Origin of the sequence: Pseudomonas sp. LRP2-20, assembly GCF_024349685.1 — a bacterium.
Taxonomy (GTDB): Bacteria; Pseudomonadota; Gammaproteobacteria; order Pseudomonadales; family Pseudomonadaceae; genus Aquipseudomonas.
This window is the reverse complement of sequence record NZ_AP025944.1, coordinates 1,371,456-1,398,320: the sequence shown is the minus strand read 5'-3', so window position 1 is coordinate 1,398,320 and position 26,865 is coordinate 1,371,456. Positions and strand designations below refer to the sequence as shown.

Sequence of the window (26,865 nt, the reverse complement as noted above, 5' to 3'; positions counted from 1 at the left end):
GGCGTTCGTGCAACACGAGCCCTCTATCGGTAGATCGAATGCTTGCAACGAGGCTGGCAGCATTTCGGAGACCATTATGAGCACATCTGCAGGAATCAAGACGTCAGCAGCAGTCCCCGCTCAAACGCGGCTCAGCACGCGCTTCGCTCGCCCGGCACTGCTTGCCGGGGCAGTAGTCGCCGCACTGGCCTTGAGTATTGCCGGGCCTGGCGATGCCTGGGCCAAGGGCGGGACCGACAAGCCGGTCAAGGGGACCCCATCACCCTTCACTACGCCTACATTGCCTGACCCGATCTTTGTCGACCCCTTGGCCATTCATGGCTTCGACATCACCGGCTTCATTCAGGACATGACGGTCGACAGCAGCAACAGCAACTGCCCCAACACGAGTAACCCGAACCGTTTGGGCGGCACCGTTGTGGTCAATGGCACAACCATTACCGTGCCCTGCAACTCGGTCATCCAGATGCCCGCCAATACACTCACCTGGGCTGAGTTCGTACACGGCGGCCCCCTGGGCCTCAAACAACTACCAGCTACCTACCCTTCTTTTGAAGTGCATGTTGTCGGCAATACAGTCGCCGGCAAACAAATTGCCGGGCTGATCTTCGTCTCCCAGCAATCGGCCCAGGTCGGCAGTGGCTATATCAGCAGGATTGACCTGACCACAGGCAATATAGAAGTGACGAGTAGCAACTCGCCGCAACCGACCGTCTTGCAGATCAATGACCCCAACGGGCGTTTCGGTCGGGCCCAGAGCCCCGACCCGCGCTTCTCGGTGGATGACGCCAACCCGACCATCCACTCGGCAACGGGTTACCCGATGTGCGTGCCGCGTACCGGTGACGACCCGCTGTGCCCACAGAAAAACCGGCCAAAAGTGGTTACCCCGACCACCACCAACAACTGCCGCAATTTTGCCCAGGCCGGCGTGGCGCTGCCTGCGTCGGGTGAACTGACACCGCCGAAGGCAGGCCAGTTGTATTGCAGCCAGTTCGTCATGAAGCGCTTCAGTGACCCGACCCGCACCGCGACCGACCCGGACCCGACGCAACAGGTACCGTTCGAAGTCGGCGACTTCATCACCTACTCCGGCACGCTGTTCAAATCGACCACCGCGGGTGTGCCAGACTTCATCTCCGCCCACACCATCGAGGCCAACCTCGGCATCTACACCCAGCCGGGCAGTCAGCCCAGCTACCTGGCCATTGGCGAGTTCGGCGTCGGCACGGCTGACCCGGCCTTGGTTGCGGTAAACGGTGCCGCTCAGGAAACCCAGGACCGCATCTTCCTGGAAGCCGAGACTACCGACGTCAAGACCCCGGTGGACATCTACCTGATCGATGTCGACCCCGCCACTGGCGTACAACGCAACCGCTGGATCACGCCGTTTGAAATGACCGGCGAATGTGACCCTGCCACCGTGCTGGCGGCTACCTGTGCCGGTGCTTCAGGCGGGATCACCACGCAAAACGTCGGGGCCCAGCCACAACGCGCGCGGCTGCGTGCGTCCAAGGCACCGACCGGACTGCTCAGCCAACCCAGCCGTACCCTGCGGGTAATGGCTCGCTCCCTCTGCGTGCCCACCAACACCCTGGCACAACCCGGGGTCGACAGCTGCCTGCAGAACGCCAGCCGCCTGACCGTGGCCAACGGGCTGACTGCCGGGCAGTACGTGGCACCGGTGTTCGAGTTCATCTTCCCGGAAAACGTCAAACCAGGGGACGAGATCGTGCCCAATGACTTCTGGCACCTGCCGTTCCTGCGCAATGGCGAAGGCAGCACCACCCCCAGCGGTGTCGGTGCGCTGGAGCCAACCCCCTGGTGAGTTGAAACGATCGGTACACGGCAGAAACGAAAAAGCCCCGCAGACGTTAATCTGCGGGGCTTCATCTTGTATGGCGGAGAGATAGGGATTTGAACCCTAGGTACTGTTGCCAGTACAACGGATTTCGAATCCGTCCCGTTCGACCACTCCGGCATCTCTCCAATGCCGCGCATCATACCAGCGATTTTTTAAAAGGCAAACCTTTTTTCAAAAAAAATCGCGTGGTATCAGGCGCTTGCGTGAACGCGCAGCTTACAGCGGCACGCCCAGGCGTTTGGCAACTTCTTCGTAGGCTTCGATCACGTCGCCCAGACCCTGGCGGAAACGGTCCTTGTCCATCTTCTTGCGGGTCTCTTTGTCCCACAGGCGGCAGCCGTCCGGGCTGAACTCGTCACCCAGGACGATCTGGCCGTGGAATACGCCGAACTCCAGCTTGAAGTCGACCAGCAGCAGGCCGGCGTCATCGAACAGCTTGCTCAGCACTTCGTTGACCTTCAGCGACAGCTTCTTCATCTCGACCAGTTGCTCGGCGGTGCCCCAGCCGAAGGCGACAACGTGGGATTCGTTGATGAACGGGTCGCCCTTCTCGTCGTTCTTCAGGAACAGCTCGAAGGTGGATGGCTCCAGCTTGATGCCCTCCTCCACGCCCAGGCGCTTGACCAGGCTGCCGGCGGCGTAGTTGCGTACCACGCACTCGACCGGGATCATGTCCAGCTTCTTCACCAGGCACTCGTTGTCGCCCAGCAGCTTGTCGAACTGGGTCGGCACGCCGGCTTCTTCGAGCTTCTGCATGATGAAGGCGTTGAACTTGTTGTTCACCATGCCTTTACGGTCGAGCTGTTCGATGCGCTTGCCGTCGAACGCCGAAGTGTCGTTACGGAACAGCAGGATCAAGCGGTCGGCGTCGTCGGTCTTGTAAACCGATTTGGCCTTGCCGCGGTAAAGTTCTTCGCGTTTTTCCATGATTGGGCTCCGCTTGCTGAGGTGTTGGGCTAGGCGATTTCGCGCCAGTCGAGCCCGTGTTCCTGATTCGCCACCTGGAGCCAGTCCGGGTCGCACCCGAGGGTGTCGACGAAGCACTGGCGGGCCAAGTGTGGCAGGTTGTTCTTGCTGCTGAGGTGGGCCAGCACCAGGTGCTGCAGGTTGTTCCAGCCCAACTCTTGCACCAGGCGCGCAGCCTGGTGGTTGTTCAAATGCCCTTGCATGCCACCTACCCGCTGCTTCAGGAAGGCCGGGTAGTGACCGCGCGCGAGCAGGTCGCGGCAGTGGTTGGCTTCGATCAGCAGTGCGTCCAGGCCTTGGTAGCGATCGAGCAGCAGCGCATCGTACGAACCCAGGTCGGTGAGCATGCCAAAACGCCGCTGCCCGTCGCTGATCACATACTGCAGCGGCTCATAGGCGTCATGCTCGACCCGTGCCGCGCTCACTTCCAGGGCGCCGATCTGCAGCCGCTGGCCACAAGCGAGAAAACCGGCCACCTCCACCGGCTTGCGCATGCCGCGCAATGTGCCTTGGCTGAGGTAGACCGGTACATTGTAGCGCCGCGACAGCAACCCCACCCCATGCACGTGGTCGGCATGTTCGTGGGTCACCAGCACCGCGCTCAGTTGCGCCGCCGAGACCCCGAGCAGCGCCAGGCGCCGCTCGGTCTCACGCAGGGAAAACCCGCAATCGACCAGGATGAACGTGTCACCACTGGCGATCAGCGTGCCATTTCCCTGGCTGCCGCTTCCGAGTACCGCGAAGCGCACTTAGCCCAGGTGGTCCTGAATGGCGCTCAGCACGCGGCGGGCGACATCGGCCGGGGCCACGGTGTTGATGTTCTTCTCGACGGTGACCTGCACGCTCTCGCCGACCTTGCTCAGGCGTACCTGGTAACGCTCGGCTCGGGCTTCACGCTCTTCCTTGGTCGGTGCGCTGCCGAACATGCGGCTGAAGAAGCCAGGTTCGTTCTGCTTGTCTTCAGGCTTTTCCGACAGGTTGATGTAGTACAGGCCCAGGCTGCGGTTGATGTCTTCGACACGCCACTCGCCGCCCTGCTCCAGGGCACGGCCCACGCCGGACCAGGCACGATCCAGGTCCGAGCCGAGGAACAGCACCGGGTTGCCGCTGCCGTCTTCGCTCAGGCTGACACGGCTAGGGGCGTCGAAGTCACGCGCAGCCAACAACGATACCGAACCGCCCTTCTCGGCGCTGCGGCTCATGCTGGCAAGCATTTCGTCGACCAGCAGCGCGTCGGCGCCGGTGTTGGCCGAAGTGGACGGGAACGCGGTGTCGGCGGTACTGCCGGCCGGGCGCTCGACGCTGACGATGTACACCTCGGAGGTGTTGCGCTGCACGCCGGGCTCGATGCGCACGCGTACGCGCACTTCGCTGTCGCCGCTGCTGGCAGTGCTCGACAGACGCTGGCCGAGTGATGCCGACAGTTCGTCGAAACGCTGCCAGGTGGTGTTGAATTCACCGGTCTGCGGGCGCTCTTCGGCAATGCGGAAGCCATTGTCCTCGAAGAACTGGTGAGCCACCGGCCACACTTCGGCGGGCGAGTGCTGGGCCAGTACCCAACGGCTGCTGCCGCTGCGCTGCAAGGTGTAATCGCTGGCTTCGGCGCCGGCGGTCAGGGGTTGCGGACGCGGCACTTCGAACTCGCCAGTGGCACGATCGTCGGCGACGTTGCGCGGGATCGGCAGCAACGGGTCAAGGCGCTTGACGTTGCCGGCGTCCGGCGGCAACTGCATCGGCGCAGTCGGGTGCGCCTGCAGGTAATCGCTGCCGCGGTCGCGGAAATAGCCATCCTCGCCCCACAACCAGCCACACCCACTGGTGCTGGAGATGATCAGGGCGAGCGCGGAAAGACCAGCCAGTCGCTTCATGCGGTGTACTTCCTCTTAAACCAGTACGCCGGACTGGCGCAAGGCAGTACGGACTTTTTCGTGGCAACCTTCGCTCAGCCAGGTCAGCGGCAGGCGAATGCCTTTGTGCATCAGGCCCATTTCCACCAGCGCCCACTTCACAGGGATCGGGTTGGCTTCGCAGAACAGGTCTTTGTGCAGTGGCATGAGTTTTTCGTTGATTGCGCGGGCCTTCTCGGCATTGCCCTCAAGGGCGGCCTCGCACAGGTCGGCCATTTCGCGCGGGGCGACGTTGGCAGTGACCGAAATGTTGCCCTTGCCGCCCATCAGGATCAGCTCGACGGCGGTCGGGTCGTCGCCGGACAGGACGATGAAGTCTTTGTCGACGCCGTCAAGGATGGCCTTGGCGCGGACCAGGTCGCCAGTGGCTTCCTTGATGCCGATGATGTTCTTGACCTTCGACAGGCGGATCACGGTGTCGGCCTGCATGTCGCAGGACGTGCGACCAGGCACGTTGTAGAGGATCTGCGGAATGTCGACGGCTTCGGCGATGTGCTTGAAGTGCTGGTACAGGCCTTCCTGGGTCGGCTTGTTGTAGTACGGCACTACCAGCAGGCACGCATCGGCGCCAGCATTCTTGGCGTTCTGGGTCAGGTGCACGGCTTCGGTGGTGGAGTTCGCACCGGTGCCGGCGATCACCGGGATCGGCTTTTTGCTGCGCTTGACGCGCTCGACCACGTGCTTGATGACCAGGATGTGCTCTTCGACATCCAGCGTGGCCGACTCACCGGTGGTGCCGACTGCGACGATCGCGTGGGTGCCGTTTTCCAGGTGGAAGTCTACAAGTTTGTCGAGGCTGACCCAGTCCAGACGCCCTTGTGCATCCATGGGTGTGACCAACGCCACCATACTGCCCGCAATCATGTAACTGCTCCTGCCGGAAAAAGAGAGCGGTAATGGTACTGGGGGCATCGGCCTTGCACAAGCGAAGCAGGCGGGCGGAGCATTCCCCTCGGCGCCTTATTTCGCTACCCTTGACCCTTTGATCGGTGCAGCGCGGCCCGCCGGGCCGTCGACCCTGCTCCGCGGCCAGCGTCCACGTCCTCGCATGCGAGCCCCGGGCCCTGCCGACAGGAGGCTTTCGCCCGTCCTGCACCGACCGCTCATCGCTTTAGGAATGCTGCATGTCCACCCCCACCGTCCGCGAACAATTCCTTGTCATCAGCGCCCTGGGCCCGAACCCCATGGAGCTGGCCAACGTCCTCAGCCGCGCCGCCTTCGAAAACCGCTGCGCGGTGGTCACCTCGCGCCTGAGCCGCCACGGCGAGACCAGCGCCCTGGTGCTGCAGGTAGGCGGTAGCTGGGATGCCCTGGCCCGCCTCGAAGCCATGCTGCCGGGCCTGGGCAAAAAACACGGCCTGACCCTCGACGTGGTGCGCAGCGCCGACCAGGAGGTGCGCCCGCAGGCCCTGCCCTACGTGGCCTACGTCAGCGCCGCCTATCGCCCGGACATCATCAACGAGCTGTGCCAGTTCTTCCTCGACCACCGCGTCGAGCTCGAAGCCATGACCTGCGACACCTACCTGGCACCGCAGACCGGCAGCAGCATGCTCAACGCCCAGTTCACCGTGATCCTGCCGGCCGGCACGCAGATCAGCTGGCTGCGCGACCAGTTCCTGGACTTCGCCGACGCCCTGAACCTCGACGCCCTGATCGAGCCATGGCGTCCACAAAACCCCATGTAAGGAAACCGACCATGGCTGTAGCACTCGACCAACCCGTCGCCGACTTCCAGGCCCAGGCCACCAGCGGCCAGACCGTCAGCCTGGCCGAGCTCAAGGGCCAGCAGGTGGTGGTGTACTTCTACCCGAAGGACAGCACCCCGGGCTGCACCACCGAAGGCCAGGGTTTCCGCGACCAGCATGACGCCTTTGCCGCCGCCAACACCGTGGTGTTCGGTGTGTCGCGTGACGGCATCAAGTCGCACGAGAACTTCAAGGCCAAGCAGGCCTTCCCGTTCGAGCTGATCAGTGACAAGGACGAGGCCCTGTGCCAGCTGTTCGACGTGATCAAGCTGAAGAAGCTGTATGGCAAGGAATACATGGGCGTCGACCGCAGCACCTTCCTGATCGACAAGGACGGTGTGCTGCGCCAGGAATGGCGCGGGGTGAAAGTGCCCGGGCATGTGGATGCCGTGCTGGCGGCAGCCCAGGCCCTGAACAAGGCTTGAGATTGATTGGGGCTGCGTTGCAGCCCTTCGCGGGCAAGCCCGCTCCCACAGGTGTTGTGCAATATCCTGTGGGAGCGGACTTCCCCGCGAAGGGCCGCAAAGCGGCCCCAACTACATCAAAGCATCATCAAAGCATCGGTGAAACGCTTGGTTCCTGCCTGGGCCAGGCATCCAGCACGGCCTTGATCAAGGTCGCCAGCGGGATCGCGAAGAAGATCCCCCAGAAGCCCCACAAGCCGCCAAACAGCAACACCGCGCAGATGATCGCCACCGGGTGCAGGCTCACCGCCTCGGAGAACAGCAGTGGCACCAGTACGTTGCCATCCAGCGCCTGGATGATCGCGTACACCGTCATCAGGAAGATGAACTGGTCGCCCCAGCCCCACTGGAACAGCGCGATCAGCGTCACCGGCACGGTCACCACCACCGCGCCCACATAGGGCACCACCACCGACAACCCCACCAGCAGGGCCAGCAGCGCGGCGTAATTGAGCCCCAGGCTGATGAAGGCGATGTAGGTGGCAATGCCGCAGATCAGGATCTCGATGCCCTTGCCACGAATGTAGTTGGCGATCTGCCGGTTCATCTCGCTGCCCACCCGGTTCAGCAACGTGCGCTGACGCGGCAGGTAGCCACTGACCCAGCGCCCGATCAGCTCGCGATCCTTGAGGAAGAAGAACACCAGGATCGGCACCAGCACCAGGTAGATCATCGCATTGACCAGCAGCGGCAGGCTCGACAGCGAGAAGGTCAGCGCCCATTGGCCAAACTTGCCGATTTCACCCCGTACCGACTCGATCGCGTGCAGCACCTGCTCGTCCGACACCAGGTGCGGATAACGCTCGGGCAGCAGCAGCAACAGCGACTGCCATTTGCCAAGCATCCCCGGCAGTTCGTTGAACAACGTGATCAGCTGATGCCAGAGCAGCGGCACCAGCACCAGCATGAACACCGCCAGCGCCCCCATGAACAGGGCGAATACCAGCATCACGGCAAACCGGGTCGGCACCCGCACGCGCTCCAGGGCGTTGACCAGGCCCTGCATCAGGAACGCCAGGACCATGCCCGCCAACACCGGCGCCAGCATGCCGCCGAGGGTGAGTACCGCGGTGAAGGCCAGGAACAGCAGGACCGCCAGCACCACTGCTTCCTCATCGGAGAAGTAGCGCTCTATCCAGTCGCGAAGCACTTTGAACATTGACGATCCTTGGGTTGGCTCAGGCCTTGCGTAGCCAGTAGGTGTAGGTACCGGCCTCGGCCGTTTCATGCAGCAAGGTATGACCGGCAAGCTGGGCGAAAGTGCGGAAGTCGCGCTGCGAACCCGCATCGGTGGCGATCACCTTCAGTACCGCCCCGCTGGCCAGGCGGTTGAGTTCCATCTTTGCCTTCAACAGCGGCAGCGGGCAATTCAGCCCGCTGGCGTCGAGTTCGGCGTCGCAGGTCAGGGTTTCACTCATCGGGCGCGTCTCCAGAGCGGGGCGAACAGTCGTGGGAAAAGCTCGGTAGCATACCGCCACTGGTCGGCTCTGCGCGACCCGGCTACAGTAAGGCTTTTTGATCGACGCGAGCTTCTGCATGAATCTACTGCGCCCCACCCTGCTGGCGCTGGCCTGCCTGATGGCCCTTCCCGGCCATGCCGACGACCTGCCGTCACTGGGCGACGCCAGCTCCGCGATCGTCTCGCCAAAACAGGAGCACGACCTCGGTCGCGCCTGGCTGAGCCTGCTGCGTGGCCAGGTCAATCAGCTGAACGACCCGCAGCTCAAGGACTATGTCGAAACCACCGTCTACCGCCTGGCCGAAACCAGCCAGCTGCAGGACCGGCGCCTGGAATTCATCCTCATCGACAGCCGCGAGCTCAACGCCTTTGCCGCACCTGGCGGCATCGTCGGCGTCAATGGCGGACTGTTCCTCAATGCCCGTACCGAAGGCGAGTATGCCTCGGTGCTGGCGCACGAACTGGCGCACTTGTCTCAGCGCCACTTCGCCCGTGGCGTCGAGGCTCAGCAGCGCATGCAACTGCCGATGATGGCCGCGTTGCTGGCCGGTATCGTGCTGGCGGCCGGCGGCGCCGGCGATGCCGGCATCGGCATGATTGCCGGCACCCAGGCGGCGGCGATCCAGGAGCAACGGCGCTTTTCGCGGCAAAACGAGCAGGAAGCCGACCGCGTTGGTATCCAGAACCTGGAAAAGGCCGGTTACGACCCACGCAACATGCCCACCATGTTCGAACGCCTGGCCCAGCAGTACCGCTACGGCGCCAAGCCGCCAGAGTTCCTGCTGACTCACCCGGTGACCGAATCCCGTATTGCCGACACCCGCAACCGTGCCGAGCAGGCGCCCAAGGGGGGTATCGAGGACAGTGCGCGCTACCAGCTGATCCGCGCCCGCGTGGCCCTTACCTATGAAGAGACCCCGGGCCTGGCGGCAAAGCGTTTCCGCTCCCAGCTCGATGAAAACCCGAAGCTCGACGCTGCACGTTATGGCCTGGCGCTGGCCCAGATCAAAGGCGGCCAGCTCAACGAAGCGCGGGAAAACCTCAAGCCGTTGCTGGCCAAGGCGCCCAACGACATCACCTACAACCTCGCGCAGATCGACCTGGACATCACCAACAATCGCCTGGCCGATGCGCAGCAGCGCGCCGAGCGCATGCAGGGGCTATACCCGGGCAACTATCCGCTGAAACAGGTGCGTGCCGACCTGCTGGTGAAGCAGAACAAGCCGGCCGCGGCCGAGAAGGTGCTGGACGATCTGCTCAAGAGCCGGCCGGACGACCCGGACGTGTGGTACGACATGGCTGAAGTGCGCGGGTTGTCGGGCAACACCATCGGCCTGCACCGGGCGCGCGCGGAATACTTCACGCTAGTGGGGGATTTCGACCAGGCGATCCAGCAGCTCGATTACGCCAAACGTCGGGCGGGCAGCAACTTCCCGCTGGCTTCGCAGATCGACCAGCGCCAGCGCGAGATCATGGAGCAGCGGCGCATGGTTCAGGAAATGATGGGACGCTGATGCCCTCTTCGCGGGTAAACCCGCTCCCATAGGGATCGCATTCCCCTGTAGGAGCGGGTTTACCCGCGAAGAAGACCACTCGGTCTAGCGTCAGGCGTTACCGGAGAGTTTCAGGCGAGCGGCCTGGGTAAAGTCCAGCATACGGTTCAGCGGCTTGATCGCCTTGGGCACCAGCGCCGGGTCGACGAAGATTTCATTGCTGCCGTTACGCAGGCAGTCGAGCACCCGCTCCAGGGTATTCATCGCCATCCACGGGCAGTGCGCGCAGCTGCGGCACGCCGCGCCATTGCCGGCGGTGGGCGCTTCGACGAATTCCTTGTCCGGGCACAGCTGCTGCATCTTGTAGAAGATGCCGCGGTCGGTGGCGACGATGAAGGTCTTGTTCGGCAGGGTCTGCGCCGCCTTGATCAGCTGGCTGGTGGAGCCCACTGCGTCGGCCAGCTCGATCACTGCTTCCGGTGACTCCGGGTGCACCAGGATCGCAGCATCCGGATACAGCGCCTTCATGTCGGCCAGCTGGCGCGACTTGAACTCTTCGTGAACGATGCAGGCACCGTCCCATAGCAGCATGTCGGCACCGGTCTGCTTCTGAATATAGCGACCCAGGTGCTGGTCTGGCCCCCAGATGATGGTCTCACCGTTATCCATCAGGCTTTCGACGATTTCCAGCGCGCAGCTCGACGTCACGACCCAGTCGGCCCGCGCCTTCACGGCGGCGGAGGTGTTGGCATAGACCACCACGGTGCGCTCCGGGTGCTGGTCGCAGAAGGCCGAGAACTCTTCGACCGGGCAGCCCAGGTCGAGCGAGCAGGTAGCCTCCAGGGTCGGCATCAGCACGCGCTTTTCAGGGGTGAGGATCTTGGCGGTTTCGCCCATGAAACGCACGCCGGCGACGATCACCGTCTGGGCCGGGTGATTCTTGCCGAAACGGGCCATTTCCAGCGAGTCGGACACGCAACCGCCGGTCTCTTCGGCCAGCGCCTGGATGACCGGGTCGCAGTAGTAGTGAGCCACCAGCACGGCGTTCTGCGCTTTCAGCTCGGCAGCGATGGCCGCACGGTATTCGGCCTCCTGCTCGGCGGTCAGCGGGTTGGGCTGCTTGGCGTCAAGGTGGGCCTGAACCAAAAGGCGTTCGGAAATCTGGGTCATGATCGCTGGACCTGCAGGCGCGCGTGCGCGTCAAATCGAGTGTATCACCCGGCCCTGGCAGATCGGCTAAGGATGCCGGACGGCAGGCAAGCCGCCACGGCCCTCTGCGGGCGCGGATTATTATCGGACGCCGAAGGCTACAGACAATCAAGGGAATTCTAAAGTGGTTTTTGTAGAGCCGGCGCCGGCCTTTTCGCGGACAACCTCGCGAACAGGCCGGTGCCCTTCGCAAGGTCAGCCTTCCTGTGGCTGCATCGCGGCAAAATGCGCCGCCAGCAGCATGGCGAACTCTTCGACCGTCATCTTCTTGCCATTGAAGTCAACCATGCCATCGGCATAGTGCAGGCTCGACACCACATCGTTGCCCTGCACGGTGGCCATGCCGCTCTGCAGCGCCATCATGCCGACCATCTCCCCGGCCTGGCTCGATTGCGCGGCAATCGCCTGGGCATCGGTCTGCCCATCGAGCAGCGCCTGCAACGTCGCCAGGTCACCGATCATCGGCTTGGACAACGACAGTTTGCTTTTCACCTCGGTGATCAGCTGCCTGCTCAGCTGGTCAGGCGGCAAGTCGAACGAGGACGGACTGGCAAAATCCATCGACAGGTCGAAACGGCTCTCGCCATTGGCGGTGCGTAACGCCAGGTTCTCGATCGCCAGCTTGGGCTTGGAAGCCAGCAACTGTTGCAGGTCGCCATGGAACCTGGCTTTTTCCGCCTCATCCATCTGGATTTCCGGCACCGGCTGGCCGGCAGCCTGGGCAGCCTCGAATTCCGGCAAGTGGGCCTGGTACCACTTCGACAGCGACTGCAAGGCCGGGGCATTGAGCGACTTGATGCTCACCCCCATCTGCGCGTTACCGACTGCGCGACCGTCCCAGGTGATGTCCGCCACCCGGTAATCCACGCGGCCACCCACGGTGTCCGGGCCATCCAGGGTCTGCAGCACGTTCTGCTCAAGGCCCTTGAGCACCAGCACCTGCTGCTTGTCACCCAAGGTCGCCTTGGCCTCGGCCAGCAGCAGGTCGACATTGCCGACGTACACGGCGTCATGCTTGCTGGCCGCCAGGTTGCCGCCGACCTTCAGGCCCGAGAGTTCGAGGGTGGCCGGCGGGTGCTCCTCGCCGACCAGCTTGATCACGAAGCGATCGGCGCTGCCATGGAACTTCGACGCCTTGCCTTCCTGATCGCCACTGACTTCCAACGACATTCCCGAGAAGTCCAGGCTGCTGCCATCGGCCTCTGTACGCTTGAGCGGCGCCACGGTGATGGTGCTGTCGACGTTGCCCGAGAAGCCCAGGCTGGTATGTGCGCTGATCGGTGACTGCTCGCCTGCCGCAGCGAACCACGGCGCAGTGAGGTCATCCTTCTGCAGGCTGCTGCTGCTCGTGGCCAACACCGGCACCAGTTTCAACGCCTTGACCCGCGACCAGGGGAATGGACCGTGCTCGATCTGGTCGGTCATGCCGAGGTCGAAACTGACCACTTCGCCATGGCCGAGATTGATGTCCTTGGCCTTGAGCCGGTACTGCGCAGTGCTGCTGAAGAAATGCTGATCGAGCGAGACCAGCTCGACGGTCATGCTGCCGCCATAGTTGGTCAGCGCTTTCTTCAGCTGTTGGTTGCTGCGGCTGACGGCGTTGTCCAGCTCCCCAGGCAGTTGCTTGCCGGTGTACCAGGCGCCAGCGGTGGTCACGACGGCGATGGCGATGGCCAGGCCGGAAAGGATGCCTACTGATTTCTTCATGAATAGAACCGATCGATGTCCATATGGGCAGTTTCGCAGCCAATCGGCTGCAAGGGGTGCCAAAGAATATCATCGCCATGGAAACCTGGTGACCACGTCAAGGCAGAAAGGTTGGATTTGGGAATTGTCCGACAATCAGGGCCATCGTTAATTTTTACGAACATTTAAGTCGATCGAAACCGCAAAAAAACGCGCAAAAACCGAACATTCAGGCCGTTTAACCGATAAATATTTCAATTTCGCAACATCTTGTCATGTTTAACTTGACGCCTCCCTACCAATCGTTTTTTATTTTCACCACCTCGCCCAGCGCCCGATCCACGAAGAAGAAAAAGTCGCGCCGTCATGATGCTCGGATGCCCCTGCCCGCACGCTTCAACCTCCTCGCCACGGCACTGCCGGCCTGACGTCGGCGCCTAGCCCGCGCCTATCTCTGCTCCAAACAAAAAAGGTGAACAACATGGAGCCACACCAGCATGCAGCCTGACCACAACGCCACCGGCAACGGCCAATTCCGTAAATCCCTGCGCCTCTGGCACGTGGTCATCATCGGTCTGGCGTACCTCACGCCAATGACCGTGTTCGACACTTTCGGCATCGTGTCCGGCGTTACCTCCGGCCACGTTCCCAGCGCCTACCTGCTGGCCCTGGCCGGCGTTCTGTTCACCGCTGTGAGCTACGGCACGCTGGTACGCCGCTTCCCACAGTCCGGCTCTGCGTACACCTACACCCAACGCGCCATCAACCCGCATGTGGGCTTCCTGGTCGGCTGGTCTTCGCTGCTTGATTACCTCTTGCTGCCCATGGTCAACGCTTTGCTCGCCAAGCTCTACCTCTCGGCCATGTTCCCCGAGGTGCCGGCGTGGATGTGGGTGGCTGGCTTCGTTACCCTGATCAGCCTGATCAACATGCGCAGCATCAACCTGGTGGCGCATTTCAACCTGCTGTTCGTGGTTGTGCAGCTGATGATCATGTCGGTGTTCATCTACCTGTGCATCCGCGGTCTGGACCAGGGCGAGGGACTGGGTACCTCCTGGAGCCTGACCCCGTTCGCCGACTCGCAGACCCAGCTCAGCGCCCTGGCTGCCGGCGCAACCATCCTGTGCTTCTCGTTCCTGGGCTTCGACGCCGTCACCTGCCTGTCCGAAGAAACCAAGGATCCGGGCAAGATCATTCCGCGGGCGATCTTCCTCACCGCCCTGATTGGCGGCGTGGTGTTCATCGGCGTGTCGTACTTCATGCAGGCCTACTTCCCGACCAACGCACGCTTCCATGACCCAGAAGCCGCGCTGCCGGAAATCGCCCTGTATGTCGGCGGCAAGCTGTTCCAGTCGATCTTCATCGCCTGCACGGTGATCAACACCATCGCCTCGGGCCTGGCCTCGCAGACCAGCGTGTCGCGCCTGCTGTACGTCATGGGCCGCGACAATGTGATCCCGAGCGGCGTGTTCGCCCGCCTGCATCCGCGCTACAAGACCCCGATCGTGAACATTGCCGTGGTCGGCGTGATCGCCCTCTCGGCCATCTTCTTCGACCTGGTCACCGCCACCTCGATCATCAACTTCGGCGCGCTGGTAGCCTTCAGCTTCGTCAACCTGTCGGTGATCAGTCACTGCTACCTGCGTGAGGGCAATCGCCAGGGGCTGGCCAACAAAGTGAAGTACCTGGCCCTGCCGACCATTGGTTTCTGCATCATCGCCAAGCTCTGGCTTGACCTTAACGAACATTCGTTGATCTTCGGCGGCCTCTGGGCACTGGCGGGGCTGCTGCACCTGGCCTGGCTGACCAAGGCCTTCCGGGTCTCGCCACCGAACTACGTCGCTGATTGACTCCAGCCACCGACAACGCCCGCGCCTGAACGCGGGCGTTGTTGTTGAACGATAAGGAAAGCCCTCATGTCGCTGCGCCGCCTCTCCATCCAGTGGAAGATCACCCTGCTTACCGGCCTGTGCCTGCTGGCCATCGTCGCCCTGCTGGTCGCCAGCTCACTGACCCAGTCGCGGCGTAGCGCGGCGCTGGTCAACCAGGCCAGCTCCGAAATGCTCGAACACAGTGCTCGCCTGCGCCTGCAGGCCCACGCCGAAACCCAGGCACTGCGCATCCAGCGCTACTTCATGGACGCCTACCAGTACGGCAACGGCTTCGCCCGCCTGGTGCAGGCGCTCAAGGCCAAGGGCGTCAGCGACCTGCGTGGCGAACTGACTCGCCAGGCCCACGCCAGCCTCGCCGGCAACCCGGACGTGATCGGCCTGTACCTGGTGTTCCAGCCCAATGCACTCGACCATCAGGACAATCAGTTCATTGGCCAGGAGACCAGCGGCAGCAACGAAAGCGGACGTTTCTCGCTGTACTGGTCGCAACCCCGCCCAGGCACCCTGGAGCTGGAAGCGATGCCCGAGTCGATGCTGGGCGACAACAGCCCCGGCACCAATGGCCAGGCCAAGAATCGCTGGCTGACCTGCCCTCAGGAAACCGCCAGGGCCTGCATGCTCGAGCCCTACCTCGACGAGGTCAATGGTCACCAGGTGCTGATGACCAGCATCGCCCTGCCGCTGCTGGAAAACGGCAAGGTCGTCGGCGTGGTCGGCCTGGACATTGGCCTGGACAACCTCCAGCAACTGAGCCTGGACAGCCGCCAGGAACTGTTCGACGGTCAAGGCCAGGTCAGCATAGTCAGTGCAGCCGGCCTGCTCGCCGGGCACAGTCGTGACGCCAGCAAGCTCGGCCAGCCGCTGGACAAGGCGGTAGACCAGGGCATGCTGCGCGTAACACGCCCGTTCGCGCCCATTCCTGGCGCCACCGCCTGGCAGGTGCAACTGGAACTGCCGGAGGCAGTGCTGCAAGCGCCAGCCCTGGCCCTCAATCAGCGCCTGGATACCCATAACCAGAGCGCCAACCTGACCAGCCTGCTGATCGGCCTGGGCGCCGCGATCATCGGCCTGCTGCTGGTCTGGCTGACCGCCCGTGGCGTCACCCGGCCAATCCTCGCCGTGGCCGCCCGCCTGGAAGACATCGCCAGCGGCGAAGGCGACCTGACCCGTCGCCTGGACTACGCCCGCCAGGACGAACTGGGCCAGCTGACAGGCTGGTTCAACCGCTTCCTCGACAAGCTGCAGCCGGTGATCGCCCAGGTCAAAGGCTCACTGCTCGAGGCCCGCGGCACTGCCGACCAGTCCGCCGCCATCGCCAGCCAGACCAGCAATGGCATGCAACAGCAGCAGCGGGAAATCGAACAGGTCGCCACCGCCGCCAACGAAATGAGCGCCACCGCCCAGGACGTTGCCCACAACGCTGCACAGGCGGCCCAGGCCGCACGCGGCGCCGACCAGGCCAGCCGTGAGGGCCTGCAGCTGATCGCCAGTACCCGCCAGACCATCGACCAGCTGGCAACCGGCATGGACGTCGCCATGGACGAGGCCCGCGCGCTGGAGCAGCGCAGCGAGCAGATCGGCTCGGTGCTGGACGTGATCCGCGCGATTGCCGAGCAGACCAACCTGCTGGCACTCAACGCCGCCATCGAAGCCGCCCGCGCAGGCGAGGCCGGGCGTGGCTTTGCCGTGGTCGCCGACGAAGTGCGCAGCCTGGCCCAGCGCACGCAAGTGTCGGTGGAAGAGATTCGCCAGGTGATCGAAGGGCTGCAGCAAGGCACCCAGGACGTGGTCGGCGCCATGCATGAAGGCCAGCGCCAGGCCCAGGCCAGCGCCACCCGCATGGAGCAGGCGCTGCCGGCGCTGGAGCGCATTGGCGAGGCCGTGGCGGTGATCAGCGACATGAACCTGCAGATCGCCTCGGCAGCTGAGGAGCAGAGTGCGGTGGCCGAGGAAGTGAACCGCAACGTGGCCGGGATTCGCGACGTGACCGAGTCGCTATCGGGCCAGGCCGATGAGTCAGCACGGATCAGCCAGGCCCTCAATCGGTTGGCCAACCAGCAACAGGCATTGATGGAACAGTTTCGCGTCTAGCCTGTAAGGGCCTCTTCGCGGGCAAGCCCGCTCCCACAGGTACCGTGCAGCACTTGAGGCTTGTGATATCTCTGTGGGAGCGGGCTTGCCCGCGAAGAGGCCGGCACAGGCCCCAAAAAGCAAAATCGTCACACTGAGTTCAAGTTATGCAAACCACACCCCGATCTTCTTTCTTCGATATCACGAGCGAACAGGGCCTGTTACGCACCTCGATCGCCGTCACCCTGTTCATCGCCACCATCGGCATCGGCTTCGGCCTGGCCTCCGGCTCCTTCTCGATCGTCTTCGACGGTGTCTATTCGCTGGTCGACGCCAGCATGAGCGGCCTGTCGCTGGTGGTGGTCAAACTGATCACTTCGCACGCCACCAGCCTGCAGCTCTCGCGCAAGCTGCGTGAGCGCTTCACCATGGGCTTCTGGCACCTGGAACCGATGGTCCTGGCACTCAATGGCATCCTGCTCAGCGGCGTCGCCATCTACGCGTTGATCAACGCCGTCAGCAGCCTGCTGCAAGGCGGCCGGCACCTGGAGTTCGGCATCGCCATGGTCTACGCGCTGCTGACCGTGATCGCCTGCGCCACCATCGCCGTGGTCGAGAACCGCGCCAACCGCAAACTGAAGTCGGACTTCGTGCGCATGGACGTGAAAGGCTGGGTGATGTCGGCCAGCATCACCGCCGCCCTGTTGATCGCCTTCTGCTTCGGCTACGCAGTGCAGGGCACGCAATGGGAGTGGGTATCGCCGTACATCGACCCGGCAGTACTGGCATTGGTGTGCCTGGTGATCATTCCGCTGCCACTGTCGGTCGTGCGCCAGGCGCTATCGGAAATCTTCCTGGTGACACCGGGCGACCTGAAGCTGCACGTGGACGAGGTGGCGCGCGCATTCGTGGCGCGCCACGGCCTGCAATCGTACAGGGCCTATGTGGCCAAGGTCGGGCGCTCGCGGGAGATCGAGCTGTATTTCATCGTGCCGAAGACCATGGCTGCGAAGACCATCGATGAATGGGATGCGTGGCGCAATGAGATCGGCGATGCGGTAGGTGGCGAAGGGCCGGATCGCTGGATTACCGTGGTGTTTACCGGGGATCCTGAGTGGGCTGAATAATCAGCAGGGGCGCCCTGCGCGCCCTTACCAGCCAGCCATGAACGACAAAGCCCGCGACCATTTCTGGTAGCGGGCTTTGCCTTGCTGCATATGGTGGGTCGTGTAGGATTCGAACCTACGACCAATTGGTTAAAAGCCAACTGCTCTACCAACTGAGCTAACGACCCGTTGGATGGCGCGTATAATACTGATTTCTAACGGGAAATCAATACCTGAGGCAACCTTTCATCAAAAGTACCGGGTCGGATCTTGCACACCTGCCGCCTTGAAACCATCAGCACGCAAGCGGCAACTGTCGCATTTGCCGCACGCCTGGCCTTCATCGTTGGCCTGATAGCAGGAAACCGTCAGGCTGTAGTCCACGCCGCGGGCGATACCCGCCTGCACGATCTGCGCCTTGCTCATGTTCTGCAGCGGCGCCTGGATGCGGAAGCCCTGCCCTTCGACGCCAGCCTTGGTGGCCAGGTTGGCCATGCGCTCGAACGCCTCGACGAACTCCGGGCGGCAATCCGGGTAGCCGGAATAGTCCACGGCGTTGACGCCGATGAAGATGTCACGGGCGTCCAGCACTTCCGCCCAACCCAGCGCCAGCGAGAGAAACACGGTGTTGCGGGCCGGCACGTAGGTCACCGGAATACCCTCGCCCGGAGTCTCCGGCACATCGATGCTGCTGTCGGTCAGGGCCGAGCCGCCAATGCCATCGAGGTTGAGGCCAATGACCTTGTGCTCGACCACGCCCAGGTCGCGGGCGACGCGGGCAGCGGCATTCAGCTCGGCGCGATGGCGCTGGCCGTAGTCGAAGCTCATGGTGTAGCAGCTGTAGCCTTCTGCCTTGGCCATGGCAACGACCGTGGCCGAATCGAGGCCGCCAGACAGCAGGATTACCGCGCGTTTCTCAGTCATCTCTTTCACTCCTCAATCAACGTCCGGGTTCGTCGTTCCACAGCAGCTTGTGCAGCTGCAGCTGGAAACGCACGGGCAGGTTGTCGGCGACGATCCAGTCGGCCAGGTCGGTGGCGCTCACCTGATGATGGCTGGGCGAGAACAGCACCTCGCCAGCGCGTTCGGCCAGGTTGTACTGGATCAGCTTGGACACCGCCCAGTCGTAGTCCTCGCGGGAACAGATGACGAACTTGACCTGGTCGTTGCGGGTCAGCTGCTCGATGTTCTCGTAGCGGTTGCGGTGCGACTCTTCCGACCCTGGGGTCTTGAGGTCGACCACACGGCTGACGCGCACATCGGTGCCTGAGATATCGAGAGCGCCGCTGGTTTCCAGCGAGACCTCGTAGCCGGCATCGCACAGGCGCTGCAGCAGCGGCAAGGCGTTCGGCTGGGCCAAGGGCTCGCCGCCGGTGACGCAGACGTAACGCGGCTTGAAGCCGGCCACCTGCTCAAGGATCGAATCGAGGGTGCGCAGGGTGCCGCCGGTGAAGGCGTAGGCACTGTCGCAATACTGGCAGCGCAGGGGGCAACCGGTCAGGCGCACGAAAACCGTGGGCAGCCCAGCCGTTCGTGTTTCACCCTGCAAAGAGTAAAAGACTTCGGTGATGCGTAATGTGTCTTGCATGCTCGCCACGGGCGTGACAGCTAAACAGGCTGTCCGCCTCCGTCAGGCACTGTCGCGGACTCGACATGGCGTTATCCGCTACAGCGTGTTTATAAAAAAAGGGCAGTGATTCTAACGAAAAAACCCGCGACAGGCGCGGGTTTCTTGCAAAGGTACAACTTAGAGCTTCTGCAGGTCGCGTTGCGCCAGTTGCGCGGCGGAGGTGCCGGGGTACTGGGTGATGACCTGTTGCAGGATGCCCTTGACCTTGTCGGTGTGGCCCATGCGGCGCTCGACGTCAGCCAGTTTGTACAGCGAATCTGGCACCTTGCTGTGCTTGGGGTACTTCTGGCTGACCTGGGCGAACGCCTGGCTGGCGGCTGGCAGGTCGCCCTTGGCCAGGTTCACCTCACCCAACCAGTACTGGGCGTTGCCGGCGTACTGGCTGTTCGGGTACTTGCGCAGGAAGGCGTTGAACGCCTGGCTGGCCTTGTCGAAGTCCTTCTGCTTGATCTGGTCGAAAGCGGCGTCGTAATAGAGCTTTTCTTTCGCCGGATCACCAGGCTCGCTGCTGGCGGCCGGTTGTTGTGCAGCAGCGCCAGCGGCGCCTGCTGCTGCACCGGCGGCGGCATTGGCTGCACCACCGGTGGAGGAATTGTCGGGGGTCGCGGCAGGCGCGCCACCACTGTTGATGCGACGATCAAGATCCTGGTAACGCTCCAGGTTTTCCTGCTTCATGCGCGACACATCGTTTTGCAGCTCTTCGATGATGCCTTGCTGACGGGAAAGTTGATCCTGCATCTGTTGCAGCTGCATGAACAGCTGGCCCTGTGCCGAGGCAGGGGTCGAAGCCCCTGCGCCGGCATAGGCGCCGCTCGTGCCATAACCGGAAGGTGGGTAAGCACCCCCGTTGTCATCAACTACAGGAACCGCAGCCCACGCCGAAAGCGGAAGGCTGAGTGCGAGGACGGTTACAGCACGACGGCACATACGCATAAGAACTTACTTACGCAGTTCTACGCGACGGTTCTGAGCCCAGGACTGCTCGTCGTTGCCGGTGGCAACTGGACGCTCTTCGCCGTAGGAGACCAGTTCCAGCTGAGCAGGGGAAACGCCCTGCAGAACCAGGTAGCGCTGAACGGCTTTCGCACGACGCTCACCCAGAGCCATGTTGTACTCGCGGGTGCCGCGCTCGTCGGTGTTGCCTTCCAGAACAACGCGGTTGCCGTTGGCTTTCAGGTCCTTGGCGTGAACGTCCAGAGCGCGCATGGCTTCTGGCTTCAGGTCCGAGCTGTCGTATTCGAAGTAGAAGGTGGTGATTGCGCGCAGGGCAGCTTCTTCGCTCAGGGAGCCGTCAACAGCGCCAGTGTTGGCACCGTAGCCAGCGTTCGGGTCAACAGCGCCTTCACCAGCGTTGTCACCGCCTTTCGAGGAGCAACCTACAGCTACGGCCATGGCCAGAGCCAGCGCAGCAAATTTACCAAACTTCAGCATTTCCATCGTGAAACTCCTAATGAAACCCCAGTGTGTTAAGCAAAAACGTATTACGCCGCAATCAGTTCAGGTAAGGGGACCAGGACGGTTCTCTGACTTCGCCTTGAGCGGTAGGAAGTGGGAGCCTCACACGGCCGTTAAGCGACACGAGCATCAAGACTCCCCGGCCCTGCTGGCGGGTGGCGTAGATTAGCATGGTGCCGTTAGGCGCGACAGTGGGCGACTCATCAAGACTCGTTTCCGAGAGAATCTTTACACTTCCGCGCTGCAAGTCCTGTGCCGCCACTTTGAAGTTGGTGAAACCTTGCTGGCGATGGATCATCACCAGGGTCTTTTCGTCCGCCGACAGTTTCGGGTTGGCATTGTAGTTACCCACGAACGTCACACGCTCGGCACCACCACCGCTGACCGACTGCTTGTAGATCTGTGGCTTGCCGCCACGGTCGGAGGTGAAGTACAGGGTGTTGCCATCCTTGCCCCAGAACGGTTCGGTGTTGATGCCCGGGCCAGCGGTAACGCGGCTGATCTGGCGCGAGGCCACGTTCATCACGTAGATGTCCGGGTTGCCATCCTTGGACAGCACGAACGCCAGGCGCGAACCATCAGGCGACCAGGCAGGTGCGCCGTTCAGGCCTTCGAAGTTGGTCACCTGCTCGCGGCGGCCGGTATCGATGTTCTGCACGAAGATGCGCGGGCGCTTCTGCTCGAACGAAACGTAGGCGATACGCTTGCCATCTGGCGCGAAGCGTGGCGACAGGATCGGCTCACGCGACTGCAGCAGGGTCACCGCACGGGCACCGTCGTAGTCCGAACGCTGCAGGGTGTAGCGGGTGTTGTTGGTGGAGAAGCGCTCGGCCGTCACGTACAGCATGCGGGTCGAGAACGCACCCTTGATGCCAGTGAGCTTTTCGAACGACTGGTCGGCAATGTAGTGCGCCATGTCGCGCAGCTGGTCGGTGCTGCCCGCCACGCTGCCGGTCAGCACTTGCTGCTCGGTGGCGACGTTGAACAGCGCGTACTGCACCTGCAGGCGACCGCCCGACGGCACGATGCTGCCGACCATCACGTACTGGGCACCCAGCGCTTTCCAGTCACGGAAGATGACTTCGCTGGCCTGGGTAGGCTGGCTGATCATGTTCTGGCGCGGAATCGGCGAATAGTAGCCCGAGTTGCGCAGGTCGTTGCCGATGATGTCGGCCATGTCTTCTGGCAGCACGCTGCCACCCTGCAGACCGAACGGCACTACCGCGATGGGCGTGGCCCGATCGCTGCCGCTGGTGACCAGGATGTTCTTTTCCTCTGCCATGGCCATGCCAGCCACGCAGCAGAGCATGACCAGCATTCCTCGAAGGAGTTTAATCACAACGCTAGATCCTCAGGTGTAAATGTCATCTTGAACGAACGATATCGGTTGAAATCGCTCGGCTTCATACCCTGCATCTCGGTCAAACGACCAATGTTCTTCACTGCAGCCACCGCCGAACTGTCGAACGGACCGTCGCCACTGGACTTGATCACGCTGACACCGGTGACGGTGCCGTCCGGCAACATGTTGACCTGCAGGGTCACCGTCATGCCTTTACGCGCGGAAGGCGGACGCGCCCAACCCTCGGCCGCGCGCATGCGGATCAGGTCGTCGAAGTCGCCGGCCACCTGGTCCCCCTGCTCGTCAGCCAGGGCCTGCTGCCGCTCGGTGGTGTCGGACAACAGCTCGGCCAGGGCCTGGGCTTTCTTGTCTTCCGCCGACTTGCGGGCCGCTTCCTGTGCTTTCTTCTTCTGAGCATCTGCCGCGGCCTTTTTCTTGGCCTCTTCAGCTGCCTTCTTCTTCGCTTCCTCGGCCGCCGCTTTCTTCTTGGCGTCCTCGGCTGCTTTCTTCTTCGCGTCCTCGGCGGCCTGCTTCTTGGCCTCCTCGGCTGCCTTTTTCTTGGCTTCTTCCTCGGCCTGCTTCTTCGCCTCTTCCTCGGCCTTCTTCTTGGCGATGTCCGCCTGCTGCTTCTCGGCGGCCTTCTTCGCCTCTTCGGCTTTCTTGGACTCGGCGGCTTTCTTGGCTTCGGCAGCCTTCGCAGCTTCCTCGGCCTTCTTCGCCTCGGCGGCTTCGCGGGCTTCTTCAGCCTTTTGAGCGGCGTCGGCTTTCTTTTGTTCCGCGGCCTTGATGGCCTCCTGCTCGACCTTCTTCTGCTCCAGCTGCTCGACTTCGGTCTGGCGCGAGGCGGTTTTCTTCGCTTCCCCGGCAATCTTCTGATTGGTCTGGGTAGTCGCCTGGCTCTTCGACTTGAGCTGATACAGGGTAGCCTGAACAATCGGCTTGGAAGGCGGCAGTTCAGGTGTCATGGCAAAGCTGACGAACAGCAGCGCGAACACCAGCACATGCAGGCCGATGGCCCAGACACTGGGCCAGAAGTAGCTTTCCGAGGCGGATGGCTCTCGCTGTTGCATCAGGGCGCCTCGGTAATCAGGCCAACGTTACCGACACCGGCCTTCTGCAACCCGCCCATGGCACCCATGACGGCGCCGTAGTCGACAGCCTTGTCGCCACGAATGAAGACCTGGGTCTGCTTGCCCTGGTCGCGACCGGCGGCAATGATCTTGGTCACTGCGCTGGTCATGTCCGGCAAGGTCATGGCCTTGTCCATCTGCTTGTCGGTATCGACTTCGCTGCCGAGGTTCCAGTAGTAGGTCTTGTCGGCCTTGATGGAGATGGTGAGGATCTGGACGTTGTTGTCCTGCGGCAAGGCTTCGCTGGAAACCTTGGGCAGGTCGACCTTCACGCCCTGGTTGAGCATGGGCGCCGTCACCATGAAGATGACCAGCAGCACCAGCATCACGTCGATGTAGGGCACCACGTTCATCTCGGCGACGGGCTTGCGTTTGTGGCGAACTCGGGCCATGGGCTTCTACCTGATTACTCTTCGCTGGTGTGCACTTTACGGTGCAGGATCGCCTGGAACTCGTCGGCGAAGGTGTAGTAACGGCCGATCAGCACTTCGCTGCGCGCCGCAAAACGGTTGTAGGCGATAACCGCCGGGATAGCCGCGAACAGGCCGATGGCAGTGGCGACCAGCGCCTCGGCGATACCCGGGGCAACGGTGGCCAGGGTGGCTTGCTGGGCACTGGCCAGGCCGCGGAACGAGTTCATGATGCCCCATACGGTACCGAACAGGCCGATGTACGGGCTGGTCGAACCGACGGTGGCGAGGAACGGCAGGCTCTGCTCGAGTTTTTCTTCTTCACGCGAGATGGCCACGCGCATGGCACGCGCCACGCCTTCCATGACCGCGTCCGGGTCTACACCCTGCTGCTGGCGCAGGCGCGAGAACTCCTTGAAGCCGGCACGGAAGACCTGCTCCACACCGGAATCCGGGTCCGGGTTGCTGCCTGCCTGACGATACAGCTTGGACAGGTCGATACCCGACCAGAAGCGCTCCTCGAAGGCATCCAGCGCACGACGACCGGCGCGCAGCATGGTGCTGCGCTGGAAGATCATGATCCATGAAGTGACCGAGGCGGCCACCAGGGTCAGCATTACCAGCTGTACCACCACGCTGGCATTGCTGACCAGACTCCACATGGAGGTATGGTCGACGACGTTAGCTTCCACGCTTATTCTCCTGCGTTCGATTGATTACCCGAGCCGTCCGCCACAAAGGCGTCGCGCAGCTGGGGGGGTATGGCTCGGGGTTTGAAAGTGTCGGCGCGCACGGCGGCCACCAGGAACTGCCCCTCGCAGAGCAGCGTTTCATCCTTTTCCCGCCAGACCTGCTGCACGAAGCGCAGGCTGGCGCGATTGAGTTCAAGTACTTGCGCGGTGACCCTCAGCTGGTCGTCCAGGCGTGCCGGCGCGTGATAACGGGCTTCGCTGGAATGAACCACGAACAGCAGGTTGTCCTCGGCCAGCTGCGCCTGGGAAAAACCCAGATGCCGCAGGCGCTCGGTGCGCGCGCGCTCCATGAATTTCAGGTAATTGACGTAATACACCACGCCACCGGCATCGGTATCTTCGTAATAGACACGACAACGGTGTGCGAACGGTTCCAGGCCATTTTGCGCGCGCATACTCTAGTGCTTACTCCTCAGCTTGCCAATCCGCAGCGGCAACTGTTTTTCTTCATTAATGTCGAATTGCCAGCGCACCATCGGCATGCCAGCGGTAGGACCACGAAAAGCCGGTTTTGATCTGTCATTCATCGCTTGGCTCGGAAAATTCACCCGCACCGCCCAGGCTGCCGGGCACATTCAAGCCAAAGTGCAGGTAGGCGTGCCGGGTAACCACGCGACCGCGCGGCGTGCGCATGATGTACCCCTGCTGGATCAGATACGGCTCGAGCACATCCTCGATGGTATGGCGCTCTTCGCTGATGGCCGCAGCCAGGTTGTCCACGCCCACCGGCCCCCCGTCGAACTTCTCGATCATGGTCAACAGCAGGCGACGGTCGGAATGGTCGAAACCACGCTCATCGACGTCCAGCAGGTTCAGCGCCATGTCGGCCACGGCCCTGGTGATCTGGCCCTTGCCGCGCACCTCGGCGTAGTCGCGCACGCGGCGCAGCAGGCGGTTGGCGATACGTGGCGTGCCGCGGGCGCGACGGGCGATCTCGTAGGCGCCGTGGTCCTCGATGGCCAGGCCAAGAATGTTGGCCGAACGGCTGACGATGGTCGCCAGGTCCTTGTCGCTGTAGAACTCCAGGCGCTGGACGATACCGAAGCGGTCACGCAACGGGTTGGTGAGCATCCCGGCGCGGGTGGTAGCGCCAACCAGGGTGAACGGTGGCAGGTCGAGCTTGATCGACCGGGCCGCAGGGCCTTCGCCGATCATGATGTCCAGCTGGAAGTCCTCCATCGCCGGATACAGCACTTCCTCGACCACCGGTGACAAGCGGTGAATTTCATCGATGAACAGCACGTCGTGCGGTTCGAGGTTGGTCAGCATCGCCGCCAGGTCGCCCGGCCGCTCGAGGATCGGCCCCGAAGTACTCTTGACCGATACGCCCATTTCCTGGGCGATGATATTGGCCAGGGTGGTCTTGCCCAGCCCGGGCGGGCCGAAGATCAGCGTGTGGTCGAGCGACTCGCCGCGGCCACGGGCCGCCTGGATGAACAGCGCCATCTGCTCTCGCACCACCGGCTGGCCGATGTACTCGTCCAGGCGCAACGGGCGGATCGCACGGTCCTGGACTTCTTCACGGTCGCGGCCATTGGCGGCGATCAGGCGGTCGGCTTCGATCACTTGGTAATCATCCCTTTAAGGCTGCGACGAATGAGCTCTTCGCTGCTCAGGCCGGCCTTGTCCTTGATCGCCGCGATTGCCTTGCTCGCTTCCTGCGGCTTGTAGCCCAAGGACACCAGAGCGCTGACCGCATCGGCTTCGGCGGAAGACTCGCTGGCCACCGGCAGTGGGCCATCGGAGACCAGGGTGAACATGGCCGGGGAGGTTTCCCAGGCCTTGAAGCGGTCCTTCAGCTCGACCAGCAGGCGCTCGGCGGTTTTCTTGCCGACACCGGGCACGCGCACCAGAACTGACGCGTCCTGGGCCTGCACGCAGCGCACCAGCTCGTCCACTTCCAGGCCGGACATCAGCGCCAGCGCCAGCTTCGGACCCACGCCATTCAGGCGGATCAGCTCGCGAAACAGCTCGCGCTCGCGCTTCTCGGCAAAGCCATAGAGCAAATGAGCGTCTTCGCGCACCACCAGGTGGGTATGCACGGTCACCGGCTCGCCGACCTTGGGCAGCCGGTACAGGGTGGTCATCGGCACTTCCAGCTCGTAGCCCACGCCGTTGACGTCGATAATCAGGTGCGGCGGCTGTTTTTCCGCCAGGGTGCCGCGCAAACGTCCAATCACGTTCCGATCCTTCCTCTCGGGGAGCTGGTCGAAGACCGCTCAACCCTATCAGCAAATGTGCCGGGTGAACGTTTCACCCGAACAAAATGTGTATCAGCGCATGAA

The 26,865-nt window shown here is 62.7% G+C and carries 26 protein-coding genes, 2 tRNA genes and 1 pseudogene; 8 read left to right on the top strand and 21 right to left on the bottom strand.

What is annotated here, in order from left to right:
• Positions 1–76 precede the first annotated feature (76 nt).
• On the top strand, positions 77–1,828 hold the full coding sequence (locus tag OCX61_RS06165) for a hypothetical protein (protein ID WP_261943022.1): 1,752 nt from the start codon (positions 77–79) through the stop codon (positions 1,826–1,828).
• 71 nt (positions 1,829–1,899) lie between these two features.
• On the opposite strand, the gene OCX61_RS06160 is transcribed toward OCX61_RS06165, so the two are convergent.
• The 5 genes from OCX61_RS06160 to dapA all read right to left on the bottom strand — a co-directional run bounded on the left by OCX61_RS06160 (position 1,900) and on the right by dapA (position 5,601).
• Positions 1,900–1,989 (bottom strand) — tRNA-Ser (locus OCX61_RS06160).
• 91 nt (positions 1,990–2,080) lie between these two features.
• Entirely contained in the window at positions 2,081–2,791 is a 711-nt protein-coding gene (gene purC, locus OCX61_RS06155; protein WP_003254733.1) for a phosphoribosylaminoimidazolesuccinocarboxamide synthase, read from the bottom strand.
• A gap of 29 nt (positions 2,792–2,820) precedes the next feature.
• Entirely contained in the window at positions 2,821–3,579 is a 759-nt protein-coding gene (locus OCX61_RS06150; protein ID WP_261943021.1) for an MBL fold metallo-hydrolase, read from the bottom strand.
• On the bottom strand, positions 3,580–4,698 hold the full coding sequence (gene bamC, locus OCX61_RS06145; RefSeq protein WP_079229333.1) for an NlpB/DapX family lipoprotein: 1,119 nt from the start codon (positions 4,696–4,698) through the stop codon (positions 3,580–3,582). It lies immediately after the preceding gene.
• Positions 4,699–4,713: 15 nt separating this feature from the next.
• Entirely contained in the window at positions 4,714–5,601 is an 888-nt protein-coding gene (gene dapA / locus OCX61_RS06140; protein ID WP_261943020.1) for a 4-hydroxy-tetrahydrodipicolinate synthase, read from the bottom strand.
• 260 nt (positions 5,602–5,861) lie between these two features.
• Between dapA and OCX61_RS06135 the strand changes: the two genes are divergently transcribed.
• Both OCX61_RS06135 and OCX61_RS06130 read left to right on the top strand, forming a co-directional pair.
• Positions 5,862–6,422, top strand: coding sequence for a glycine cleavage system transcriptional repressor (locus OCX61_RS06135; RefSeq protein ID WP_013973793.1), 561 nt, complete (start codon positions 5,862–5,864; stop codon positions 6,420–6,422).
• 11 nt (positions 6,423–6,433) lie between these two features.
• Entirely contained in the window at positions 6,434–6,907 is a 474-nt protein-coding gene (locus OCX61_RS06130) for a peroxiredoxin (RefSeq protein ID WP_152954046.1), read from the top strand.
• Positions 6,908–7,034: 127 nt separating this feature from the next.
• Here the strand turns inward: OCX61_RS06130 and OCX61_RS06125 are convergent, their stop codons facing one another.
• Both OCX61_RS06125 and OCX61_RS06120 read right to left on the bottom strand, forming a co-directional pair.
• Entirely contained in the window at positions 7,035–8,105 is a 1,071-nt protein-coding gene (locus OCX61_RS06125; RefSeq protein WP_261943019.1) for an AI-2E family transporter, read from the bottom strand.
• A gap of 19 nt (positions 8,106–8,124) precedes the next feature.
• Positions 8,125–8,364, bottom strand: a complete 240-nt coding sequence (locus OCX61_RS06120) for a sulfurtransferase TusA family protein (RefSeq protein ID WP_261943018.1) — start codon at positions 8,362–8,364, stop codon at positions 8,125–8,127.
• Positions 8,365–8,482: 118 nt separating this feature from the next.
• On the opposite strand from OCX61_RS06120, the gene OCX61_RS06115 reads away from it, so the two are divergent.
• Positions 8,483–9,919 (top strand): M48 family metalloprotease, encoded by a 1,437-nt coding sequence (locus tag OCX61_RS06115; RefSeq protein ID WP_261943017.1) that lies wholly within the window; start codon positions 8,483–8,485, stop codon positions 9,917–9,919.
• Positions 9,920–10,009: 90 nt separating this feature from the next.
• Here OCX61_RS06115 and nadA read toward each other — a convergent pair whose 3' ends face one another.
• Entirely contained in the window at positions 10,010–11,068 is a 1,059-nt protein-coding gene (nadA, locus tag OCX61_RS06110) for a quinolinate synthase NadA (protein WP_261943016.1), read from the bottom strand.
• A gap of 234 nt (positions 11,069–11,302) precedes the next feature.
• The gene (locus OCX61_RS06105; RefSeq protein WP_261943015.1) at positions 11,303–12,814 is read right to left on the bottom strand and encodes a YdgA family protein; all 1,512 of its coding nucleotides are present in this window, start codon (positions 12,812–12,814) and stop codon (positions 11,303–11,305) included.
• A gap of 476 nt (positions 12,815–13,290) precedes the next feature.
• Between OCX61_RS06105 and OCX61_RS06100 the strand changes: the two genes are divergently transcribed.
• The 4 genes and pseudogenes from OCX61_RS06100 to OCX61_RS06090 all read left to right on the top strand — a co-directional run bounded on the left by OCX61_RS06100 (position 13,291) and on the right by OCX61_RS06090 (position 17,882).
• The gene (locus OCX61_RS06100; protein WP_261943014.1) at positions 13,291–14,643 is read left to right on the top strand and encodes an APC family permease; all 1,353 of its coding nucleotides are present in this window, start codon (positions 13,291–13,293) and stop codon (positions 14,641–14,643) included.
• 66 nt (positions 14,644–14,709) lie between these two features.
• Positions 14,710–15,870 (top strand): annotated as a pseudogene (locus tag OCX61_RS27305) (PDC sensor domain-containing protein); the annotation flags it as partial.
• Positions 15,871–16,020: 150 nt separating this feature from the next.
• Positions 16,021–16,776 (top strand): methyl-accepting chemotaxis protein, encoded by a 756-nt coding sequence (locus OCX61_RS27300; RefSeq protein ID WP_409521745.1) that lies wholly within the window; start codon positions 16,021–16,023, stop codon positions 16,774–16,776.
• 146 nt (positions 16,777–16,922) lie between these two features.
• Positions 16,923–17,882 (top strand): cation diffusion facilitator family transporter, encoded by a 960-nt coding sequence (locus OCX61_RS06090; RefSeq protein ID WP_261943012.1) that lies wholly within the window; start codon positions 16,923–16,925, stop codon positions 17,880–17,882.
• 91 nt (positions 17,883–17,973) lie between these two features.
• On the opposite strand, the gene OCX61_RS06085 is transcribed toward OCX61_RS06090, so the two are convergent.
• The 12 genes from OCX61_RS06085 to ruvA form a co-directional block, all read right to left on the bottom strand.
• Positions 17,974–18,049 (bottom strand) — tRNA-Lys (locus OCX61_RS06085).
• Between the two features lie 61 nt (positions 18,050–18,110).
• Positions 18,111–18,785, bottom strand: a complete 675-nt coding sequence (gene queC, locus OCX61_RS06080) for a 7-cyano-7-deazaguanine synthase QueC (RefSeq protein ID WP_261943011.1) — start codon at positions 18,783–18,785, stop codon at positions 18,111–18,113.
• 16 nt (positions 18,786–18,801) lie between these two features.
• Positions 18,802–19,449, bottom strand: a complete 648-nt coding sequence (gene queE, locus OCX61_RS06075; protein ID WP_261943010.1) for a 7-carboxy-7-deazaguanine synthase QueE — start codon at positions 19,447–19,449, stop codon at positions 18,802–18,804.
• 159 nt (positions 19,450–19,608) lie between these two features.
• On the bottom strand, positions 19,609–20,424 hold the full coding sequence (ybgF, locus tag OCX61_RS06070; RefSeq protein WP_261943009.1) for a tol-pal system protein YbgF: 816 nt from the start codon (positions 20,422–20,424) through the stop codon (positions 19,609–19,611).
• 6 nt (positions 20,425–20,430) lie between these two features.
• Positions 20,431–20,928 carry a peptidoglycan-associated lipoprotein Pal gene (gene pal / locus OCX61_RS06065; RefSeq protein WP_023381906.1) on the bottom strand — a complete coding sequence of 166 codons (498 nt, stop codon included), beginning with the start codon at positions 20,926–20,928 and terminating at the stop codon, positions 20,431–20,433.
• Between the two features lie 55 nt (positions 20,929–20,983).
• Complete coding sequence (tolB, locus tag OCX61_RS06060; protein WP_152955760.1) at positions 20,984–22,264, bottom strand: Tol-Pal system beta propeller repeat protein TolB; 1,281 nt, start codon at positions 22,262–22,264, stop codon at positions 20,984–20,986.
• A gap of 17 nt (positions 22,265–22,281) precedes the next feature.
• Positions 22,282–23,358 (bottom strand): cell envelope integrity protein TolA, encoded by a 1,077-nt coding sequence (gene tolA / locus OCX61_RS06055; RefSeq protein WP_085675676.1) that lies wholly within the window; start codon positions 23,356–23,358, stop codon positions 22,282–22,284.
• Positions 23,358–23,810, bottom strand: a complete 453-nt coding sequence (gene tolR, locus OCX61_RS06050) for a protein TolR (RefSeq protein WP_008090221.1) — start codon at positions 23,808–23,810, stop codon at positions 23,358–23,360. The genes tolA and tolR overlap by 1 nt, the downstream gene beginning before the upstream one ends.
• A 14-nt stretch (positions 23,811–23,824) precedes the next feature.
• Positions 23,825–24,520 (bottom strand): protein TolQ, encoded by a 696-nt coding sequence (tolQ, locus tag OCX61_RS06045; RefSeq protein WP_054883398.1) that lies wholly within the window; start codon positions 24,518–24,520, stop codon positions 23,825–23,827.
• Positions 24,521–24,522: 2 nt separating this feature from the next.
• A complete protein-coding gene (gene ybgC / locus OCX61_RS06040; RefSeq protein WP_085675674.1) occupies positions 24,523–24,975 on the bottom strand; it encodes a tol-pal system-associated acyl-CoA thioesterase in 453 nt (150 codons plus the stop codon).
• Between the two features lie 124 nt (positions 24,976–25,099).
• Entirely contained in the window at positions 25,100–26,146 is a 1,047-nt protein-coding gene (gene ruvB / locus OCX61_RS06035; protein ID WP_261943008.1) for a Holliday junction branch migration DNA helicase RuvB, read from the bottom strand.
• Entirely contained in the window at positions 26,143–26,760 is a 618-nt protein-coding gene (ruvA, locus tag OCX61_RS06030; RefSeq protein WP_027919956.1) for a Holliday junction branch migration protein RuvA, read from the bottom strand. Before ruvA ends, ruvB begins: the two co-directional genes overlap by 4 nt.
• Positions 26,761–26,865: the final 105 nt, after the last annotated feature.

Coding starts and splice junctions, on each gene's coding strand:
- OCX61_RS06165 (WP_261943022.1), top strand. CDS start 77: ATGAGCACATCTGCAGGAATCAAGACGTCAGCAGCAGTCCCCGCTCAA.
- purC (WP_003254733.1), bottom strand. CDS start 2,791: ATGGAAAAACGCGAAGAACTTTACCGCGGCAAGGCCAAATCGGTTTAC.
- bamC (WP_079229333.1), bottom strand. CDS start 4,698: ATGAAGCGACTGGCTGGTCTTTCCGCGCTCGCCCTGATCATCTCCAGC.
- dapA (WP_261943020.1), bottom strand. CDS start 5,601: ATGATTGCGGGCAGTATGGTGGCGTTGGTCACACCCATGGATGCACAA.
- OCX61_RS06135 (WP_013973793.1), top strand. CDS start 5,862: ATGTCCACCCCCACCGTCCGCGAACAATTCCTTGTCATCAGCGCCCTG.
- OCX61_RS06130 (WP_152954046.1), top strand. CDS start 6,434: ATGGCTGTAGCACTCGACCAACCCGTCGCCGACTTCCAGGCCCAGGCC.
- OCX61_RS06125 (WP_261943019.1), bottom strand. CDS start 8,105: ATGTTCAAAGTGCTTCGCGACTGGATAGAGCGCTACTTCTCCGATGAG.
- OCX61_RS06120 (WP_261943018.1), bottom strand. CDS start 8,364: ATGAGTGAAACCCTGACCTGCGACGCCGAACTCGACGCCAGCGGGCTG.
- OCX61_RS06115 (WP_261943017.1), top strand. CDS start 8,483: ATGAATCTACTGCGCCCCACCCTGCTGGCGCTGGCCTGCCTGATGGCC.
- nadA (WP_261943016.1), bottom strand. CDS start 11,068: ATGACCCAGATTTCCGAACGCCTTTTGGTTCAGGCCCACCTTGACGCC.
- OCX61_RS06105 (WP_261943015.1), bottom strand. CDS start 12,814: ATGAAGAAATCAGTAGGCATCCTTTCCGGCCTGGCCATCGCCATCGCC.
- OCX61_RS06100 (WP_261943014.1), top strand. CDS start 13,291: ATGCAGCCTGACCACAACGCCACCGGCAACGGCCAATTCCGTAAATCC.
- OCX61_RS27300 (WP_409521745.1), top strand. CDS start 16,021: ATGCAACAGCAGCAGCGGGAAATCGAACAGGTCGCCACCGCCGCCAAC.
- OCX61_RS06090 (WP_261943012.1), top strand. CDS start 16,923: ATGCAAACCACACCCCGATCTTCTTTCTTCGATATCACGAGCGAACAG.
- queC (WP_261943011.1), bottom strand. CDS start 18,785: ATGACTGAGAAACGCGCGGTAATCCTGCTGTCTGGCGGCCTCGATTCG.
- queE (WP_261943010.1), bottom strand. CDS start 19,449: ATGCAAGACACATTACGCATCACCGAAGTCTTTTACTCTTTGCAGGGT.
- ybgF (WP_261943009.1), bottom strand. CDS start 20,424: ATGCGTATGTGCCGTCGTGCTGTAACCGTCCTCGCACTCAGCCTTCCG.
- pal (WP_023381906.1), bottom strand. CDS start 20,928: ATGGAAATGCTGAAGTTTGGTAAATTTGCTGCGCTGGCTCTGGCCATG.
- tolB (WP_152955760.1), bottom strand. CDS start 22,264: ATGCTGGTCATGCTCTGCTGCGTGGCTGGCATGGCCATGGCAGAGGAA.
- tolA (WP_085675676.1), bottom strand. CDS start 23,358: ATGCAACAGCGAGAGCCATCCGCCTCGGAAAGCTACTTCTGGCCCAGT.
- tolR (WP_008090221.1), bottom strand. CDS start 23,810: ATGGCCCGAGTTCGCCACAAACGCAAGCCCGTCGCCGAGATGAACGTG.
- ybgC (WP_085675674.1), bottom strand. CDS start 24,975: ATGCGCGCGCAAAATGGCCTGGAACCGTTCGCACACCGTTGTCGTGTC.